The sequence below is a fragment of the Rhodococcus sp. B50 genome, from assembly GCF_013602415.1.
Taxonomy (GTDB): domain Bacteria; phylum Actinomycetota; class Actinomycetes; order Mycobacteriales; family Mycobacteriaceae; genus Rhodococcus.
The window spans coordinates 285,405-302,689 of record NZ_WPAG02000002.1; the positions used below are offsets into that span (position 1 = coordinate 285,405).

Here is a 17,285-nt window from a genome sequence, read left to right on the forward strand (position 1 = left end):
GTTCGGGTCGGGCCGATCAGACGAGGACGACGCCCTCGGCGACTCCGATTGCTCGCAGGTCGCGGTACCAACGTTCGACGGGGTGTTCCTTGGTGTAGCCGTGGCCGCCGAGCAGCTGGACGCCGTCGAGGCCGAACTGCATGCCCTTGTCGGTGGCGAGCTTGCGGGCCAGGGCCGCCTCGCGGGCGAACGACAAGCCCTGCTCGGCCCGCGACGCACCGCGCAGCGTCACCAGGCGCAGACCGTCGAGCTCGATCCTGATGTTCGCGACCATGAACGCCACCGCCTGCCGATGACTGACGGGCTCACCGAACGCCTCGCGCTCGTTGACGTAGGGGACCACGTAGTCGAGCACGGCCTGTCCGGTGCCCGTCGCCAGAGCGGCCCAGCCCAGACGCGACAGCCGCACGGCGTCGGCGTACTGCTCGGCGCGCACGTCCGCGTCGTCGTCGCCCAGGCGCGCCGATGCCGGCACCGCGACATCCTCGAGCAGCAGGCGGCCCAGGCCGGCGGCGCGCAGGCCCATGCCCGGATCGGCTTCGATGACGACACCCTTGCTCTTCGCCTCGACGAGGAAGAGGGACGGCTTGCCGTCGAGTTCGGCTGCCACGACGAAGAGTTCGGCGCTACCCGCGGCCGGGACGAACGACTTCACACCGTTGAGCCGGTATCCGCTGGGGGAGCGCACGGCCTTGGTCTGCAGCGCGAAGGGATCGAACAGGGCGCGCGGCTCGGCGATCACGACGGATGCCTGGGGGACATCGTCGCCGGCGAAGGCCGGCAGGTAGGTCTTCTGCTGTTCCTCGGTGCCCCACTGGGTCAGCGCCACGGCTACACCGCTCGGCGCGAGGATCGGCAGGGCCAGGCCCATGTCGCCGTGGGCGAGGGCTTCGGCGACGAGCACGTTGGTGACCACGCCGCGCTCGTCGGCGGCGCCGTCGAATGCTTCGGGCACGTTGACCATGGTGATGCCCAGTTCGGCGGCGCGGGCGAGGAGATCGGCCGGAGCTGCGGCTGCCTCGTCGGCGTCGTGCGCGGCGGGCCGGAGGATCTCGGCGGCGAACTCCCGCACCGTCTCGGTGATCATCTGCTGATCGTCGGTGGGGGTGAGGTCGAAGAAGTCGGCGTTCTTCGCGGTCGCGAGACGCTGCGGGCCGTTCGCGCCGCCCGACATCTTCTTGAAGGTGCGCGTCGCGGCGCCGAGAGTCTTGAAACCCGTCTTCGTGGACTGGTACGTGATCCGGTCGATCGTCTCGCGGATCTTGTACCGATCCGCGAGCTCGGAGCCCGTGATGCGGGTGAGCACGCGCATGGCGGCGCCCATGGCGTCCCGTCTGATCGGGTTGAGGCCGACGGCGGACGTGTCGCGAGGCGTGTGGCGGGCCACGCTGTCTTGCTTGCTCATGATCACCAGAAGTCTCTCGATGCGGCAGCGGACGACACCCGATCTTACTCCCGAGTAAGGTTGCTGTCTACCGTGCGGTAAGTTCCGGCCACGCGCACGACGCGTTCGGTGGGTCCGGCCCCGCCGAGCGAGGTCGAACCCACCGACCGCGGCCGGATCAGGAGAGCCGTGAGAGCACCTCGTCGTGCAGCGTCCCGTTGGTCGCGACCGCACTGCCACCGTGCGGACCGGCCGCACCGTCGAGGTTCGTGAACCGTCCACCCGCCTCGCGCACCAGGACGTCGAGCGCCGCCAGGTCCCACAGCGACACCTCGGGTTCGAGCGCGATCTCGAGGGTGCCCTCGGCGAGCAGGCAGTACGAGAAGAAGTCGCCGTAGGCGCGCACCCGCCACACGTCGTCGGTCAAGGCGACGAAACGGTCGCGGATGCCGCGGTCGAGCCAGCCGCTCAGGCTCGAGAAGCTCAGCGACGACGATGCGAGATCGGCGACCTGCGACACCGAGATGCGGCGCGGCTGCTCACCGTCGTGCGAGACCCACGCCCCGCTGCCCGCGGCTGCCCACCACCGACGGTTCAGTGCCGGGGCGCTGACGACACCGACGACGGGCACGCCGTCCTCGAGCAACGAGATCAGGCTCGCCCACACCGGCACGCCGCGCACGAAGTTCTTCGTGCCGTCGATGGGATCGACCACCCACTGCCGTCCGCGGAAGACCGCGTCGCCACCGAACTCCTCGCCCAGCACCGCGTCGTCGGGCCGCTGCTCACCGAGCATCTCGCGGATGGTGCGCTCGACGGCGAGGTCGGCGTCGGAGACCGGGCTCAGGTCCGGCTTGTCGTCCACCTTCAGATCCAGCGCACCGAAGCGGTCGCGGGTGATGGAGTCGGACGCGTCGGCGAGTCGGAGGGCGAGGTCCAGGTCGGCGGTGTAGTCGGTGGTCATGACGGAAACGCTAGCCGCCGCCGGTCGGGGTCGAGCAGCTTGCCGCCCACGGCGGGGCGGTTCGTCGCTCCGGTAACCTGTTGAATCGTGCATCCCGATGTTTCCGCAGCCCTGGCCGAGCTCGACACGACCCTCCGCACCGTGGAGTCGGTCCTCGACGTCGAGGAGCTGCGACGGCGCATCGACGAACTCGAGCACCAGGCTGCCGATCCCGAGTTGTGGAACGACCAGGAGCACGCCCAGAAGGTCACCAGCGAGTTGTCGCACGCGCAGGGTGAACTGCGTCGCGTCGAGGGGTTGCGCCAGCGGCTCGAAGATCTGCCGGTGCTCTACGAGCTCGCCGAAGGCGAGGAGGGCGAGGACCGCACGGCGGCCATGGCCGACGCCGATGCCGAACGTGAGAGCCTGCGCGCCGACATCGAGGCGATGGAGGTGCGCACGCTGCTGTCGGGCGAGTACGACCAGCGCGACGCGCTCGTCAACATCCGTGCCGGTGCCGGTGGCGTCGACGCCGCCGACTGGGCCGAGATGCTCATGCGCATGTACATCCGCTGGGCCGACAAGCACGGCTACGGCGTCGAGGTCTACGACACCTCCTACGCCGAAGAGGCCGGCATCAAGTCCGCCACCTTCGCCGTCAAGGCGCCCTACACCTACGGCACCCTCTCGGTCGAGATGGGCACGCACCGGCTCGTCCGGATCAGCCCCTTCGACAACCAGGGTCGCCGCCAGACCTCCTTCGCGGAGGTCGAGGTGCTGCCCGTCGTCGAGACCACCGACCACATCGACGTCGACGAGAACGACGTCCGCGTCGACGTCTATCGCTCGTCCGGTCCGGGCGGCCAGTCGGTCAACACCACCGACTCCGCCGTGCGCCTGACACACATCCCGACGGGCATCGTCGTCACCTGCCAGAACGAGAAGTCCCAGCTCCAGAACAAGGTTGCGGCCATGCGCGTGCTGCAGGCCAAGCTCCTCGAGCGCAAGCGTCAGGAGGAGCGTGCCGAGATGGACGCGCTCAAGGGCGACGGCGGTAGCTCGTGGGGCAACCAGATGCGGTCGTACGTGCTGCATCCCTATCAGATGGTCAAGGATCTGCGCACCGAGTACGAGGTGAACAACCCGTCGGCGGTGCTCGACGGCGACATCGACGGATTTCTCGAATCGGGCATCCGCTGGCGTATGCGGGAAGAGCAGACATCGTGATCGGAAACTGGAGAGGGGCCTGTGCCGTTTCTTCCCGGAGCTAGACTGCTCGACTGGTTGTCGACGAGCGGGCTGCAGATCGCGCTCACGATCCTGGGTGCGGTTCTGATCGCCCGGTTCGTCTCCTGGATCGGCAGCCGCATCACGCGGCGCATCGACGAGCGCTACACGCAGTCCGACGATCTCGTGCGGTCCGAAGCGACGAAGCACCGTCACTCGGTCGCCCAGGTGGTCACATGGATGGCGATCTCGTTCGTCTACATCGTCGCCACTCTGAAGGTGTTCGACTACCTGCAGCTGCCCATCGGCAGCCTGGTCGCGCCGGCGACCGTGCTCGGCGCGGCACTGGGCTTCGGTGCCCAGCGCATCGTGCAGGACATCCTGGCGGGCTTCTTCATCATCACCGAACGCCAGTACGGCTTCGGCGACACCGTCCAAATCTCCGTGACCGGTGCGTCCGAGGACGCGATCGGCACCGTCGAGGACGTCACGCTGCGCGTCACCCGCGTGCGCAGCACGGCAGGCGAGGTGATCACCGTCCCCAACGGGCAGATCAACAAGGCCGTGAACCTGTCGAAGGACTGGGCGCGCGCCGTCGTCGACGTCCCGATCCCGGTGACCGCCGACATCGCCGACGTCACCGAGATCCTGCGCGAACTCGGCGTAGCCGCCTACAAGGAACCCCGCCTGCGCGAACTGCTGCTCGACGAGCCGAGCGTGATGGGCGTCGAGAGTCTCGAGGTGGATCAGCTCAGCGTGCGCATGGTCGCGCGCACTCTGCCCGGCAAGCAGTTCCAGGTGGGCCGGCTGTTGCGCGCGCGCATCGCGGGTGCGCTGCGTGAGCAGGGCATCACCGTCACGCCGCAGCTCGACACTGCCAGTGTCGTCGATCGTGTGGAGGCGCAGTGAGCGAGGAGAGGGAGCCGCACCGCAGGCGTATCCCGTCGCACCTGCTCGGTGGGCGGATGAGGACCACGACCTTCGCGTTGTGCAGCCTGTGGGTGGGGATGTGGGTGCTCTATCTGTTCCTGAACCAGCCCGAGGACACGCCAGCGGCACCGTCGAGCGCGGTGATCATCTCCGAGACCCCGTACGTGCCGTATGTGCCGCCGGCGGCAACCGTGCCACCTCAGGAATTCGCGCCGGAGATCACCGACACGCCCTACCCGCCGACGACCTCGTCGACGTTCCCGCCGACGACGCCGACGGGTGTTCCGGGCTCGCAACAAGGCGTCTCGCCCCCGCGCGTACCCACGACCACGGCACCTCCGACCACGACGACCAGGCAGCTCCCGTTCGACCTGCCTCGGATTCCCGGGCTGAACGAGGAGCAGAGCCGGACGGTCCCGCAGAACACCGATGCACCGTCCCCGTAGGGCTCGGACATGCCGCTGCCGTAGGTCACCGAACGGTAACGGTTAGCATGTCCACGTGATCCGGCTGGAGAATGTGTCCAAGTCCTACAAGACGTCCACGCGACCCGCACTCGAAGGGGTCTCGGTGCACGTCGAGAAGGGCGAGTTCGTCTTTCTCATCGGTCCCTCCGGATCGGGGAAGTCGACCTTCCTCCGGTTGCTCCTCCGCGAGGAGAAGCCTACGACCGGCGACATCCACGTGGCCGATTTCCACGTCAACCGGATCCCGGCGCGTCGCGTACCGAAGCTGCGGCAGAACCTCGGGTGCGTATTCCAGGACTTCCGGCTGCTCCAGCGCAAGACGGTCGCCGAGAACATCTCGTTCGCTCTCGAGGTGATCGGCAAGCCGCGCGGGGTCATCGAGCGGACGGTGCCGGAGGTCCTCGATCTGGTGGGGCTGTCGGGCAAGGCCGACCGGCTACCCGCCGAACTGTCGGGTGGTGAACAGCAGCGCGTGGCGATCGCGCGCGCGTTCGTCAATCGTCCGCTGGTGCTGATGGCCGACGAGCCGACCGGCAACCTCGACCCCGAGACGAGCCAGGACATCATGCTGCTGCTCGAACGCATCAACCGCACGGGCACGACGGTGCTCATGGCGACCCACGATCACCACATCGTCGACTCGATGCGGCGACGGGTCGTCGAACTCGATCTCGGACGCGTCGTGCGCGACGAGGCGCGCGGCGTCTACGGCGTCGGCCGGTAGATCCCGTCACCCGAGCACTCCCACCAGGCAACCGAAGGATTCCCACCCGATGCGTGCCAGCTTCCTGTTCAGCGAGGTCACCACCGGCCTGCGCCGCAACCTCACCATGACCATCGCGATGATCCTCACCACGGCGATCTCCCTCGCGCTGTTCGGTGCGGGTCTGCTCGTGGTCCAGATGGCGGGCAAGACGGAGCGGATCTTCCTCGACCGCGTCGAGGTGCAGGTGTTCCTGACCGAGGACATCTCCTCGCTCGATCCGGAATGCGAGCAGGACCTCTGCTCCGCCCTGCGCAGCGACCTGGAGAACACCGACGACGTGGTGTCGGTCCAGTATCTGAGCCGCGACGACGCGGTCCTCGACGCCACCGAACGCGTCTTCGCCGATCAGCCCGAGCTCGCCGAACTGGTGAGTGCCGACAGCTTCCCCGCGTCGTTCAAGATCAAGATGTCCGATCCGGATCGCTTCGCCGCGATCCAGGACGACTTCGGCGCCAGGCCGGGTGTCGACAGCGTCCTGAACCAGCAGGATCTCGTCGAGCGCCTCTTCGGTGTGCTCGGGGGCATCCGCAACGGTGCCTTCGCCATCGCCACGATCCAGGCCGTCGCGGCCGTGCTCCTCATCGCCAACATGGTGCAGATCGCGGCCTTCACCCGCCGCACCGAGGTCGGCATCATGCGACTGGTCGGCGCGACCCGCTGGTACACGCAGCTGCCCTTCCTCCTCGAAGCGGTGATCGCCGCCATCGTGGGCGCCGCGCTCGCCATCGGCGGCCTGTTCGTCGCCAAGAGCATGTTCGTCGACGACATGCTCACCGACGTCTACGACGCGAACATCGTCGCCCGCATCACCGACAGCGACATCCTTCTGGTCTCGCCGTTCCTGGTGCTCGTGGGGGTCGGAATGGCCGCGTTCACCTCGTACGTGACCTTGCGTCTGTACGTGCGTGAATAACGTGTTGTGCGAGGTTCCTATGCTGGACGGTGTTCTGTTCGATCGATCGTGGACCGGAAAGGCCTGCACGTGAAGGAAAAGGGCCGGAAGGTCATCGCGACCAACCGCAAGGCGCGCCACAACTACACCATCATCGACACCTACGAGGCGGGAGTCGCACTCGTGGGCACGGAGGTCAAGAGCCTGCGCGAGGGCAAGGCATCCCTCGTCGACGCGTTCGCGACGGTGGACGACGGTGAAGTATGGCTTCGCGGGTTGCACATACCCGAATACGGGCACGGCACGTGGACCAACCACGCCCCTCGTCGTACCCGCAAACTGCTGCTGCACCGACGGGAGATCGACGCGCTCGTCGGCAAGACCCGTGAGGGCAACCAGACGCTCGTGCCGCTGTCGATGTACTTCTCCGATGGCAAGGTCAAGGTCGAGCTCGCGCTCGCCAAGGGCAAGCAGGACTACGACAAGCGTCAGGATCTCGCACGCCGGACCGCCGAACGCGAGGTGACCCGCGAGCTCGGCCGGCGGGTGAAGGGCATGAGCCGCTGATCGCGGTCGCGCTCGCGCTGCTCGCCGCGGTCGGCTACGGCCTGAGCGATTTCGCGGGGGGCGCGGCATCGCGGCGCGCGAGTGCGCTCGGTGTCGTCGCGGTCACCTACCCGGTCTCGCTCGTCGTCTCCCTCGTCGCGGCGTCCGTCGTCGGTGGCGACATCACCGCCGAGTCGCTGGCGTGGGGTGCAGCAGCGGGCGTGGCCGGCGGGATCGCCGTCTGGTGGTTCTACCTCGCGCTGGCCGACGGGCCGATGTCGGTGGTCTCTCCGGTCACCGCGGTGGTCGTGGCGGGAATTCCTGTGCTCGTCGGCATTGCATTGGGGGATCGCCCCGGGCTGCTCGCCTATCTCGGCATCGTCGTCGCCGTCGTGGCGGTCGGGCTGGTCAGCCGCGAGTCCGACGAGACCGTCACGGGTGTCGGACACTCGCGCTTCACGTCGACGATCGCGTGGTTGACCGTCGGATCCGGTATCGCATTCGCGTTGTCGTTCGTCGGGCTCGGCCAGGTCGAGACCGGCACGGGGCTGTGGCCGCTCGCGGCGTCCCGCGCCACCGCCACGCTGGTGGTGTGGCTCGTGATCGCGTTCTCGTGGCGCGCGGTGGTGTGGCCGATCGGGTCCCTCCTGCCGATCCTCGTGGGGATCGGCATGATCGACGTGATCGCGAACGGTGCCCTGCTCTTCGCCTACCAGCACGGTCTGCTGTCCCTCGTGAGCGTGATCGCCGCCCTGTATCCGGCGGTGACGGTGCTGCTCGCCGTCATCGTGCTCGGTGAGCGGGTGAGCCGGGTGAAAATTCTCGGGCTGGTAGCGGCAGGATTCGCCGTCGCGCTCGTCAGCCTGCCGGGCTGATTCGCCCCGGAGGGGGTGACGCCGAGCCGGTACCGCGGCTGGAGAGGAGATGTGAGCAGGCTCATGACCCGGTCGCGAATCGTTTCGAGAAATGGGAATGACATCGTGCCTCGAGGTCGTTACAGTAGGTAGTCCTGCGACAGTCGCAGGTGCGTACGGGGCTGAACGGTTTCGACTGCGTACGTTGAGCAAGGGGAAGCGTGTCGGTGCAGGCAAGAGACCACCGTAAGCGTCGCTGCAACCAATTAAGCGCCGAGTCCACTCAGCGCGAGTACGCCCTCGCTGCCTAAGCGAGCGCGTCTCTGTCAGCCCGGGTTTGCTCTCGACCCGGATCCTGGCATCGACTAGAGAGCTCTACCGTGCGGCTCGGTCGCGGAGACGTACGGGACAGCAAACAGCGACTGGGATCGTCATCTCGTCTTGTTCGCGAGAACGGGAGATCCGAGTAGAGACATAGCGAACTGCACACGGAGAAGCCCTCGCAAGGCGGCGGAGGACCCGGGTTCGATTCCCGGCAGCTCCACCATCGACCCGGGTAGGAGATCGACATTCGATCACCTACCCGGGTTTCGTCGTTCGGGGATCGTTCCCGGCGGAGATGAGCGGCGACAGTGCTCGGTAGAAGCGGCAGGGCCTTGAGAAGAAACAGCAGTGCCCGCCGCCGAGACTCCGGTGTGAGAGTTGTCGACGGCGGGCACGGTCGCGCTGTCGGTCCCGGACGACGCCGAGACAGCGAGAGCGAAACGAAGGAATGTCCTCCCCGGCACGGCCTTCATTTCGATGTCTGAAGTTAGCCGACCGAATTATCGGTCGCCAACATGACTATTGAGTCAGATACTTTGGTCCCATCGATGTGATGACCTTTTCGTCCGGATCCGTATCGAAGCCGAGATCGGGGTACTCATCCCGCGCGTGCCGACAGGTCGGCGGGCAAGATGAGGACACATCGTCGACGAGGAGAACACATGGCGCACGAACGAGCGGGACAGCCGGCCACGGCAGCGGATCTCGAGGACCTCGCACATCTGGTCACCGCCTACTACACCGTGCAGCCCGATCCCGAGAACGTCTCCCAGCAGGTGGCATTCGGCACCTCCGGTCACCGAGGCTCGAGTCTCGACGGTGCGTTCAACGAACACCACATCCTTGCGACCACCCAGGCTATCGTCGAATACCGCGCGCAGCAGGGCACCTCGGGCCCGCTGTTCCTCGGCCGCGACACGCACGCGCTGTCCGAACCGGCCTGGGCGAGCGCACTCGAAGTGCTCGTCGCGAACGGTGTCGAGGTGGTGGTCGACTCCCGCGACCGCTACACCCCGACACCCGCGGTCAGTCACGCGATACTGCAGCACAACGCCGGATCCGGGGCCCGTGCCGACGGCATCGTGGTCACCCCCTCGCACAATCCGCCCCGCGACGGCGGGTTCAAGTACAACCCGCCGTCCGGTGGACCGGCCGACAGCGATGCGACCTCGGTCATCGCCACCCGCGCCAACGAACTGCTCGCCGCCGGACTCGACGGGGTGAAGCGGGTGCCGCTCTCCTCGGCCCTCGCCTCCGCCGGACGGCACGACTTCCTCGCCGCCTACATCGACGACCTGCCGAACATCGTCGACCTCGACGTCGTCCGTGCCGCGGGGGTACGGATCGGTGCGGACCCCATGGGCGGTGCGAGCGTCGACTACTGGGGCGAGATCGCCGAACGGCACGCGCTCGACCTCACCGTGGTCAATCCGCTCGTCGATGCCACCTGGCGGTTCATGACGCTCGATACCGACGGCAAGATCCGCATGGATTGCTCGTCGCCGAACGCGATGGCATCGCTGATCGGCAACCGGGAGGCCTACGACCTTGCGACGGGCAACGACGCCGACGCCGACCGGCACGGCATCGTCACCCCCGACGCGGGTCTGCTCAACCCGAACCACTATCTCGCCGTCGCGATCGACTACCTGTTCCGCAACCGGCCCGGCTGGGCGGAGTCGAGCAAGGTGGGCAAGACGCTGGTGAGTTCGTCGATGATCGACCGGGTCGCCGCCGGAGTGGGCCGCGACCTGCTCGAGGTGCCGGTCGGCTTCAAATGGTTCGTGCCCGGCCTGAGCGACGGCTCGCTGGGCTTCGGGGGGGAGGAGAGCGCCGGTGCCTCCTTCCTCCGGCGCGACGGCTCGGTGTGGACCACCGACAAGGACGGCATCGTGCTCGCCCTGCTCGCAGCGGAGATCACCGCGGTGACGGAGAAGAGCCCGTCCCGGTACTACGCAGAACTCGTCGACCGGTACGGCGACCCCGCCTATGCACGCGTGGATGCCCCTGCGACCCGCGAGCAGAAGGCGGTGCTGTCGAAGTTGTCGCCCGAGCAGGTCGGTGCCACCGAACTCGCCGGGGAACCGATCATCGCGACGCTCACCGCGGCGCCGGGCAACGGGGCCGCGATCGGTGGGCTCAAGGTCACCACCGAGAACGCGTGGTTCGCCGCCCGCCCCTCCGGCACCGAGGACGTGTACAAGATCTACGCCGAATCGTTCCGTGGCCCCGACCATCTCGCCGAGGTCCAGCAGGCGGCGCGCGAACTCGTCTCGTCCGTCCTGTCCTGAGCGCGGGCGCCCACCGCGCTGACCGGCGAGGTCGTGCGCCTCGCTAACATCGTGGGCATCATGCGGACACGTGACGCGGCGTTGCCGCGGGAAATCTGGGTTCTGGTCGTCGCGAGCTTCGTGATCGCGCTCGGCTTCGGTCTCGTGGCTCCCGCGCTGCCGCAATTCGCGCGCAGCTTCGACGTCGGTGTCACGGCGGCGACCGTCGTCGTGTCGTCGTTCGCGGCGATGCGACTGCTGTTCGCACCCGCGAGCGGATCGCTGGTGCAGAAGCTGGGGGAGCGGCCCGTCTACATCACGGGTCTGCTCATCGTCGCCCTGTCGACCGGGGCGTGCGCGTTCGCCGCGAGTTACTGGCAGCTGCTCGTCTTCCGGGCCCTCGGCGGTATCGGGTCGACGATGTTCACCGTGTCGGCGCTCGGGCTGCTCGTGCGGATCGCACCTGCCGATGCCCGCGGGCGCGTCTCGGGCCTGTATGCGACGAGCTTCCTCATGGGCAACATCCTCGGCCCGCTCGTCGGTGGTGCGCTGATCGGACTGGGTCTGCGCGCACCCTTCCTCATCTATGCCGTGGCGCTGCTCGTGGCGGCCTCGGTCGTGGGGATCAGCCTGCGCTCGTCCCATCTCGCCCGCCCCGACGCCGGGGACGGTGTGCCCGTCATGCGGCTGCGCGATGCGCTGCGCTCACCGGTCTACCGCGCGGCGCTCGGATCGAACTTCGCCAACGGCTGGGTGGTGTTCGGGGTCCGCGTCGCGATGGTGCCGTTGTTCGTCGTCGAGGCCCTCGACGAGGGGGAGGCGTTCGCGGGTGTCGCGCTGACGGCGTTCGCGGTGGGCAACGCACTCGTCCTCATCAAGTCCGGCAAGCTGTCCGACAGGTTCGGGCGACGGCCCTTCGTCCTGGCCGGCCTGGTGGTGTGCGGGGTCAGCACGATCGCGATGGGATTCACCGAGAGCGTCGTGTGGTTCCTCATCACCTCGTTCGTGGCGGGCATGGGCTCGGGACTGTCGAACCCCTCGCAGCAGGCCGCGGTCGCCGACGTCGTGGGCAGCAAGGCACGGGGCGGGCCGGTGCTCGCCGCCTTCCAGATGGTCGCCGACGTCGGCGCGGTGATCGGTCCGATCGCGGCCGGTTTCCTCGCGGACCGGTTGTCGTACTCGACGGCCTTCGCGGTCACGGGCGTGATCATGCTCGCGGCGACCGTGCCGTGGTTCGTCGCCGGGCGCACCCGCGTCGCCGAGCAGGCCGCACCGGTGACCGGCGACACGGCGCGGTGAGTCGACCGCCGAGTATTGTCGCCGGCATGTGGGTCGGTCTCGTCTCCACGCTCGCCCGATTCGGTCTGGCAGCGGTGTGGCTCGTCTCCGGTTGGGTGAAGTTCTCGGACCCGACACAGACCGTCGTGGCGGTACGGGCGTACCAGATCCTGCCCACCGACTGGGTGCGGCCGTTCGCCGCGGCCTTTCCCGTGCTCGAACTGGTCCTGGGGCTGGTCCTGCTGGTGGGATCGGCGACCCGCGTCGCAGCGCTCGTCAGCGCACTCGGGCTGGTCGCGCTCGTCGTCGCGATCGCCTCGGCGTGGGCGCGCGGTCTGTCGATCGACTGCGGCTGCTTCGGGGGAGGTGGCATGGTCGAGGGTGTCGACGGCCGCGACTACGCGATCGAGATCGCCCGGGACGTCGGCTTCCTGGCGATGTCGATGTGGCTGGTCGTCCGACCGCGCACCTGGTTCGCGCTCGGTCCGGGCTCGCGGACTTCCCTCTCAGCGGCCCCTCAGCCGTCGATGGCAGAGTGAGATCGTCTATCCCACCGACGAGCAGCAGAGGGCAGCATCCGTGAGCGCGAAGAAGGTCCCATCCGCCAAGTACACACCGGAGCCGACGTCGAACAGGTTCACCTACATTCTCGGCGGCATCGCGGTCCTGGTGATCGGTGCGCTCGTCGTCGGCGGTGTCCTGTGGTCCTCGGGTGGCAGCGACCCCCGCAACGACGGCTACGGCACCGTGCAGAACGCCGCGGTGGAGGTGTCGATCCAGGACGACGGTGCGATCCTGCTGGGCCGCCCGGACGCCATGAGGACCATCGACCTGTTCGAGGACCCGATGTGCCCGTACTGCGCCGAACTCGAGCACAAGCACTCGCAGGAGCTCGCCCAGGCGATCGACGACGGGCAGCTGGCGGTGCGGTATCGGATGCTCGCCTTCCTGGACGGGGCGTCGAGCAGTGGTGACTACTCGACCCGCGCGGTAGCAGCGGCGCAGTGCGTCGCCGAGAGCGGGGACGCCCGCGCGTTCTCCGCCTTCCACGACGCGTTGCTCTCGCCCGACAACCAGCCTGCCGAGGGCGGCAACGGCGACATCGACAACGCCGGTCTCGCGCAGATGGCCCGCGACGCGGGTGCTTCCGAGGACGTCACGCAGTGCATCACCGACGGCGCCCGGGTCGAGGAGGCCTCGGCCGACGCGGAGGCGGGACGGCAGTTGCTCGCAACGACCGGAGCGGCCGGCACCCCGGCCGTCGTGTACGAGGGAACCGTCGTCGACGCCCTCGGCAACGAGAACTGGGTGACCGAACTCGTCGGATAGATCGCACGGTGACGGGAGCGCGCGTCGGGCGCGTGCTCCCGTCACCATCGCGTCGTCTACCAGGCGATTTGTTGGCGCCGAGCGCGATGGTGTAGTTTTCTTTCAGCGCGAAGGGGTCACCGGAGCGCGACGGTACAACCGAATACGGGGCTATGGCGCAGCTGGTAGCGCACCACACTGGCAGTGTGGGGGTCAGGGGTTCGAGTCCCCTTAGCTCCACAAGATCGCTACAGGCGAGAGTTCACGCTCTCGCCTGTAGTCTTCGGTGGCGGTCCCCGTCAGGGCCGTGCAAGGGGCTATGGCGCAGCTGGTAGCGCACCACACTGGCAGTGTGGGGGTCAGGGGTTCGAGTCCCCTTAGCTCCACTCTTCGATAGAACTTCTTCGCACGAAGTTCCTCGCAGCGCTGCAGCGGCCCCGCCGGTCGCGAGGCCGCCGCAGTCGCACTGTCTCAGTCTGTCGAGCCGGCGGACGTGTACAGCGTCAGACCCCAGCCCACGGTCGTCCGCTCGGGTTCCGCGAGACCGGCGGCCTCGAACAACGCCAGGTGGTCCTCGTGCGTACGCCCCCCGCCACCGCTGAGCGCGAAGTCGATGAGGTCGTCCTCGTAGTCGTGCTCACCTGCGGTCTCGTCGAGAACGTTGCCGAAGACGAGGATCCGGCCACCCGGGTTCAGTCCGGCCGCCGCCTGCTGCAGGACGTGTACGGCATCGGCATCGGGAAGTTCGTTCAGCCGCCCGGTCAGCAGTACCGCGTCGACCGGTTCGGGCCGGGCGCCGAGCATGCTGCCCGGCGCATACGCCACGCGCTCGTGCTCGCCGTGGATGCCGCGCAGGACCTCGATCTCCGACGGCGCGGCCACGACGGTCACTCGTGCCGACGGATTCGCCGTGACCAGCGCGTGGGCGTAGGAACCGGCGGCCTCACCGGTGACCATCACGGTCGAGATGTCGGTGGGCACCTTCGCGGCGAGGGCGCCGGCGAAGTAGACCGCCATCTCCGCTTCCTGCTCGTACCGGTCCGTCAGCAGCGCGGTGTCGTCCGCGACACGCTGCGCGAAACTCTTCCCGAATCGCTGCGCATCGTCCCCGCGGCCCGTGCGGACGGCGGCGAGCAGCGCGAGCATGCCGGCCAGCTCCCGCTGCGCGTGCACGCCGTCGAGGCGGAGTTCCTCGATGTGGTGGTCGTCCTCGAGTTCACGGCCGACGCCGGTGAGGCGGAACCGGCTCTCACCGAGATCCTCGGCCACCCCGACTGCGGCAAGATAGCGCAGCAGTCTGCCCAGGCCGGCGCGGTCCGTCCCCGTCTTGGCGACGAGTTCGTCGAGGGTGCGCGGAGAGGCGTCGAAGGCTGTCGCCAGGCCGATGGTCGCCGCGACCCGCAGCGCGAAACCCGGTGCGATCTCGGCCAATTCGTCGAAGCGGTCACGCTCGTCCTCGGTCGCCTCGAAATCGGGCAGGGAGGCGTCGGTCTCCGATACCGCGACCTCCTGGCGACGCCAGTATCCGGTGACCTCCACCTGTTCCTTGGGCAGGCCCTTCTCGTTGCGCAGCCACCGCCGGATCGGGGTGAGCGTGAGGGTCTCCCCGGCCACCCAGGCGAAGACCTTTCCGTCCCACCACTCGGCGCCTTGGAGAGCGTCGAACAACAGGGTGGTCGTGCCCGGCTCGGCGCCGTCGCGGCTGAGCCAGGTCAGCTCGACCCCGTCGGGAACGGGCAACTCCTGACGATGCGACTCGTCGGCGATCTCGACGAAGACCTGACCGCGTGCCCCGTGCGGCCAGTTCTCGAGCCAACGCCCGATGGCCGGCAGTGCCGTCTCATCGCCCGCCACGAGCGTCCAGTCCACACCGACCGGGTGCCCGGCCGACGACTTCGGTCCGGCGATCTGGATCGTCTCGCCCGGCTCCGCACGGTACGACCAGCTCGACGCGGGACCCACGCCGTGGCGTACGAAGTCCACGTCGATCTCACCGGCGACCGGATCCCAGCGTCGCACGGTGTAGGTGCGCATGAGCAGCTTCGGATCGCGCGGCCAGTTCACCACGCCGTCGGCCTGGGTCGGGCCGAGGGCCTCGTCGAGATCCGGATGCTTGAACATCAACTTGAACTCGTCGTCGAGGCCGTCGGACCGGAACGCGCCGACCGGGCAGCCGTTCGGTGCGACGTGGGCCTGCAACTGTTCGCCCCCGAGGGTCACCCGCCGCATCCCGGGGCTCACGTCCGTCACGCGGAGCACCGTCAGATACCGCGTGGTGATCGGGAAGACCTCGATGGGGCGAAGACTACGGGCCATGTGTGTGTTCTCCTCGGCAAGGGATCGGGGTGGCGGGACGACCGGTCGTCCGGTCGTACGGCGACCTGCGCTTAGGCGAACCTTACTTCAGACGGCCTTCGATTGCCGCGTCCCGTCCTGCCCCGCGCGGCGGCCGTTCGCGTACAGCTCGTCGACGAGACGGGCGTACCGGGCGAGCACGCGATCGCGGATCGGGTGTCCGGCCGAGTCGAGATCGGCGTCGTCCGGTGGTGTGCCCACCGTGGCGAACCGGCGGACGCGTTCCCACGGATCCGAGCGGGCGTTGAGCTGCTCCACCGCCGCTGCAACCACCGAGTCGGGCGCCGTGGTGAACACGAGGCCGACGCAGTACGGACGCAGCTCCCCGGCCACGACGAGTTCACTGCCGGGGCAGACCCGCCGCCAGCGGTCGGCGAGTGCGGTCGGTCCGACGTATTTTCCGGTGCTGGTCTTGAAGGTGTCCTTGCGGTGGCCCGTGACGGTGACGAAGCCGTCGGCGTCGATCTCGGCGAGGTCGCCCGTGTGGAACCAGCCGTCGGCGTCGAGTGCGGCAGCGGTATCCGCAGCATCGTCGTGGTAGCCGGTCATCACCCCGGGACTGCGGATGAGGAGCTCACCGGTGTCGGCGATCCGAACCTCGGTGCCCCGCAGTGGCCGGCCGACGGTGCCGGGACGGCGCGCGTCCAGCAGGTTCACACACGACGGCCCGGAGGTCTCCGTGATCCCGTAACCCTCGAGCACCGGCACGCCGAGCCGTTCGAGCCGCTCGGCGATCGCATCGGGCAGCCGTGCCGAACCGGAGATGAGGAAGCGTAGTCGGCCCCCGAGTTCGTCCCGCTCGAGCCGGGCGATCTTCTCGAGGACGTGCGGGACCGATCCGAGGAAGGTCGGACGCACCCTCCGCAGGTTCGCGGTGACCCTGTCGGCGCGACCGTCGACGGCAGTGGTCGCACCCGCGTGCATCGCCATGAGCAGGAGCGACCGGCCGAACACGTGCGCGAGCGGGAGCCACAGCAGTTGGCGGTCGGAGGACGAGATCATGCCCGTCTGCGCCACGGCGCGGGCACCGTAGGTCGTGCTCCGATGGGTCAAGCACGCACCCTTCGTGCGTCCGTCCTCGCACGCGGTGTAGATCAGCGCGGCCGGATCGTCCGGAGACAGCGCCGCGATACGTCGCTCGACGACGTCGGGTGTGGTGTGCAACAGACTGCGACCCTCGGCGGCGAGCTCGTCGAGACGGTCGAGTCGCTGCAGGGAGGTCTCGAGGACCGGTCGATCGGCGATCGTCAGCACGGCGTGAGCACGCCGGATCTGGGCTCGCGCCTCGTCGTCGCGTGTCGCCGGATAGATCGGGACGGAGACGCCGGCCGCGCACGCCACGGCGAGGTCGGCGACGACGGACCGGTAGCAGGTGGTCGCGCAGATCGCGACGCGCATCCCGGGTTCGACACCGCGAGCGATCAGGCCGGCCGCGAGCTCGAAGACCTCCCGGCGCACCTCGGTCCACGTCGAAGGACGCCACCGATCACCCTCCGGACGCAGGTAGGCGACGGATTCGGGGGAGCGGGCGACCCGGTCGAGCAACAGATCCGGCACGGTGGTCGGAAATTTTTCGCGAGCGTCGGCCGGGGTCGTGCTTCTCGTCGCCGAGCGGGGGTTCGCCACTGTTCGCAGCACCTCCCACGGACGAAGAATCGGGGTCGCCCGGTACCCGCGGGCGCGTTGCCGGGTGTCGGAAATGTTACCGCCGGTCGAACCCCGAGGGGCGCAAGTGCGCAGT

15 protein-coding genes, 2 tRNA genes and 1 other RNA gene are annotated in these 17,285 nt (G+C 68.4%); 14 read left to right on the forward strand and 4 right to left on the reverse strand.

Translation table 11 applies throughout. The annotated features are described in order from the left end of the window. Positions 1 to 16 precede the first annotated feature (16 nt). Together GON09_RS01630 and hisN are read right to left on the reverse strand one after the other, a co-directional pair. Positions 17 to 1,411 (reverse strand): acyl-CoA dehydrogenase family protein, encoded by a 1,395-nt coding sequence (locus GON09_RS01630; RefSeq protein ID WP_213930313.1) that lies wholly within the window; start codon positions 1,409 to 1,411, stop codon positions 17 to 19. A 151-nt stretch (positions 1,412 to 1,562) separates the two neighbouring features. After that, a complete protein-coding gene (hisN, locus tag GON09_RS01635) occupies positions 1,563 to 2,348 on the reverse strand; it encodes a histidinol-phosphatase (RefSeq protein WP_213930314.1) in 786 nt (261 codons plus the stop codon). Between the two features lie 87 nt (positions 2,349 to 2,435). Here hisN and prfB point away from each other — a divergent pair, with 87 nt between their 5' ends. The 14 genes from prfB (at position 2,436) to GON09_RS01705 (ending at position 13,575) form a co-directional block, all read left to right on the forward strand. After that, positions 2,436 to 3,554, forward strand: a complete 1,119-nt coding sequence (prfB, locus tag GON09_RS01640) for a peptide chain release factor 2 (RefSeq protein ID WP_213930315.1) — start codon at positions 2,436 to 2,438, stop codon at positions 3,552 to 3,554. Between the two features lie 21 nt (positions 3,555 to 3,575). Next, the gene (locus tag GON09_RS01645; protein ID WP_307854279.1) at positions 3,576 to 4,463 is read left to right on the forward strand and encodes a mechanosensitive ion channel family protein; all 888 of its coding nucleotides are present in this window, start codon (positions 3,576 to 3,578) and stop codon (positions 4,461 to 4,463) included. Then, positions 4,460 to 4,930 carry a hypothetical protein gene (locus tag GON09_RS01650; protein WP_213930316.1) on the forward strand — a complete coding sequence of 157 codons (471 nt, stop codon included), beginning with the start codon at positions 4,460 to 4,462 and terminating at the stop codon, positions 4,928 to 4,930. Before GON09_RS01645 ends, GON09_RS01650 begins: the two co-directional genes overlap by 4 nt. Before the next feature lie 55 nt (positions 4,931 to 4,985). Continuing rightward, positions 4,986 to 5,675 (forward strand): cell division ATP-binding protein FtsE, encoded by a 690-nt coding sequence (gene ftsE, locus GON09_RS01655; protein WP_213930317.1) that lies wholly within the window; start codon positions 4,986 to 4,988, stop codon positions 5,673 to 5,675. 49 nt (positions 5,676 to 5,724) lie between these two features. After that, the gene (gene ftsX, locus GON09_RS01660) at positions 5,725 to 6,630 is read left to right on the forward strand and encodes a permease-like cell division protein FtsX (protein ID WP_213930318.1); all 906 of its coding nucleotides are present in this window, start codon (positions 5,725 to 5,727) and stop codon (positions 6,628 to 6,630) included. Between the two features lie 69 nt (positions 6,631 to 6,699). Further along, on the forward strand, positions 6,700 to 7,176 hold the full coding sequence (gene smpB, locus GON09_RS01665) for an SsrA-binding protein SmpB (RefSeq protein WP_026003226.1): 477 nt from the start codon (positions 6,700 to 6,702) through the stop codon (positions 7,174 to 7,176). After that, positions 7,173 to 8,030 carry a DMT family transporter gene (locus tag GON09_RS01670; RefSeq protein WP_213934220.1) on the forward strand — a complete coding sequence of 286 codons (858 nt, stop codon included), beginning with the start codon at positions 7,173 to 7,175 and terminating at the stop codon, positions 8,028 to 8,030. The genes smpB and GON09_RS01670 overlap by 4 nt, the downstream gene beginning before the upstream one ends. A 157-nt stretch (positions 8,031 to 8,187) precedes the next feature. Beyond that, positions 8,188 to 8,556, forward strand: a transfer-messenger RNA (tmRNA) gene (ssrA, locus tag GON09_RS01675). Positions 8,557 to 8,995: 439 nt separating this feature from the next. Beyond that, complete coding sequence (gene pgm / locus GON09_RS01680) at positions 8,996 to 10,624, forward strand: phosphoglucomutase (alpha-D-glucose-1,6-bisphosphate-dependent) (protein ID WP_213930319.1); 1,629 nt, start codon at positions 8,996 to 8,998, stop codon at positions 10,622 to 10,624. Between the two features lie 60 nt (positions 10,625 to 10,684). After that, the gene (locus tag GON09_RS01685) at positions 10,685 to 11,902 is read left to right on the forward strand and encodes an MFS transporter (RefSeq protein WP_213930320.1); all 1,218 of its coding nucleotides are present in this window, start codon (positions 10,685 to 10,687) and stop codon (positions 11,900 to 11,902) included. A gap of 26 nt (positions 11,903 to 11,928) precedes the next feature. Further along, positions 11,929 to 12,420 (forward strand): MauE/DoxX family redox-associated membrane protein, encoded by a 492-nt coding sequence (locus tag GON09_RS01690; RefSeq protein WP_213930321.1) that lies wholly within the window; start codon positions 11,929 to 11,931, stop codon positions 12,418 to 12,420. A 40-nt stretch (positions 12,421 to 12,460) separates the two neighbouring features. Further along, positions 12,461 to 13,210 (forward strand): DsbA family protein, encoded by a 750-nt coding sequence (locus tag GON09_RS01695; protein WP_213930322.1) that lies wholly within the window; start codon positions 12,461 to 12,463, stop codon positions 13,208 to 13,210. A 146-nt stretch (positions 13,211 to 13,356) separates the two neighbouring features. Beyond that, positions 13,357 to 13,429: transfer RNA gene (locus tag GON09_RS01700), tRNA-Ala, on the forward strand. Between the two features lie 73 nt (positions 13,430 to 13,502). After that, a tRNA-Ala gene (locus GON09_RS01705) sits at positions 13,503 to 13,575 on the forward strand. Positions 13,576 to 13,660: 85 nt separating this feature from the next. Here the strand turns inward: GON09_RS01705 and GON09_RS01710 are convergent. Further along, positions 13,661 to 15,505, reverse strand: coding sequence for a siderophore-interacting protein (locus GON09_RS01710; RefSeq protein WP_213930323.1), 1,845 nt, complete (start codon positions 15,503 to 15,505; stop codon positions 13,661 to 13,663). Positions 15,506 to 15,592: 87 nt separating this feature from the next. Next, the gene (locus tag GON09_RS01715) at positions 15,593 to 17,170 is read right to left on the reverse strand and encodes an AMP-dependent synthetase/ligase (RefSeq protein ID WP_213930324.1); all 1,578 of its coding nucleotides are present in this window, start codon (positions 17,168 to 17,170) and stop codon (positions 15,593 to 15,595) included. Positions 17,171 to 17,285 lie beyond the last annotated feature (115 nt).

Excerpts from the sequence above, each read along its gene's own strand:
- pgm (WP_213930319.1), top strand. The coding sequence starts at position 8,996 with ATGGCGCACGAACGAGCGGGACAGCCGGCCACGGCAGCGGATCTCGAG.
- GON09_RS01710 (WP_213930323.1), bottom strand. The coding sequence starts at position 15,505 with ATGGCCCGTAGTCTTCGCCCCATCGAGGTCTTCCCGATCACCACGCGG.
- ftsX (WP_213930318.1), top strand. The coding sequence starts at position 5,725 with ATGCGTGCCAGCTTCCTGTTCAGCGAGGTCACCACCGGCCTGCGCCGC.
- GON09_RS01685 (WP_213930320.1), top strand. The coding sequence starts at position 10,685 with ATGCGGACACGTGACGCGGCGTTGCCGCGGGAAATCTGGGTTCTGGTC.
- hisN (WP_213930314.1), bottom strand. The coding sequence starts at position 2,348 with ATGACCACCGACTACACCGCCGACCTGGACCTCGCCCTCCGACTCGCC.
- GON09_RS01690 (WP_213930321.1), top strand. The coding sequence starts at position 11,929 with ATGTGGGTCGGTCTCGTCTCCACGCTCGCCCGATTCGGTCTGGCAGCG.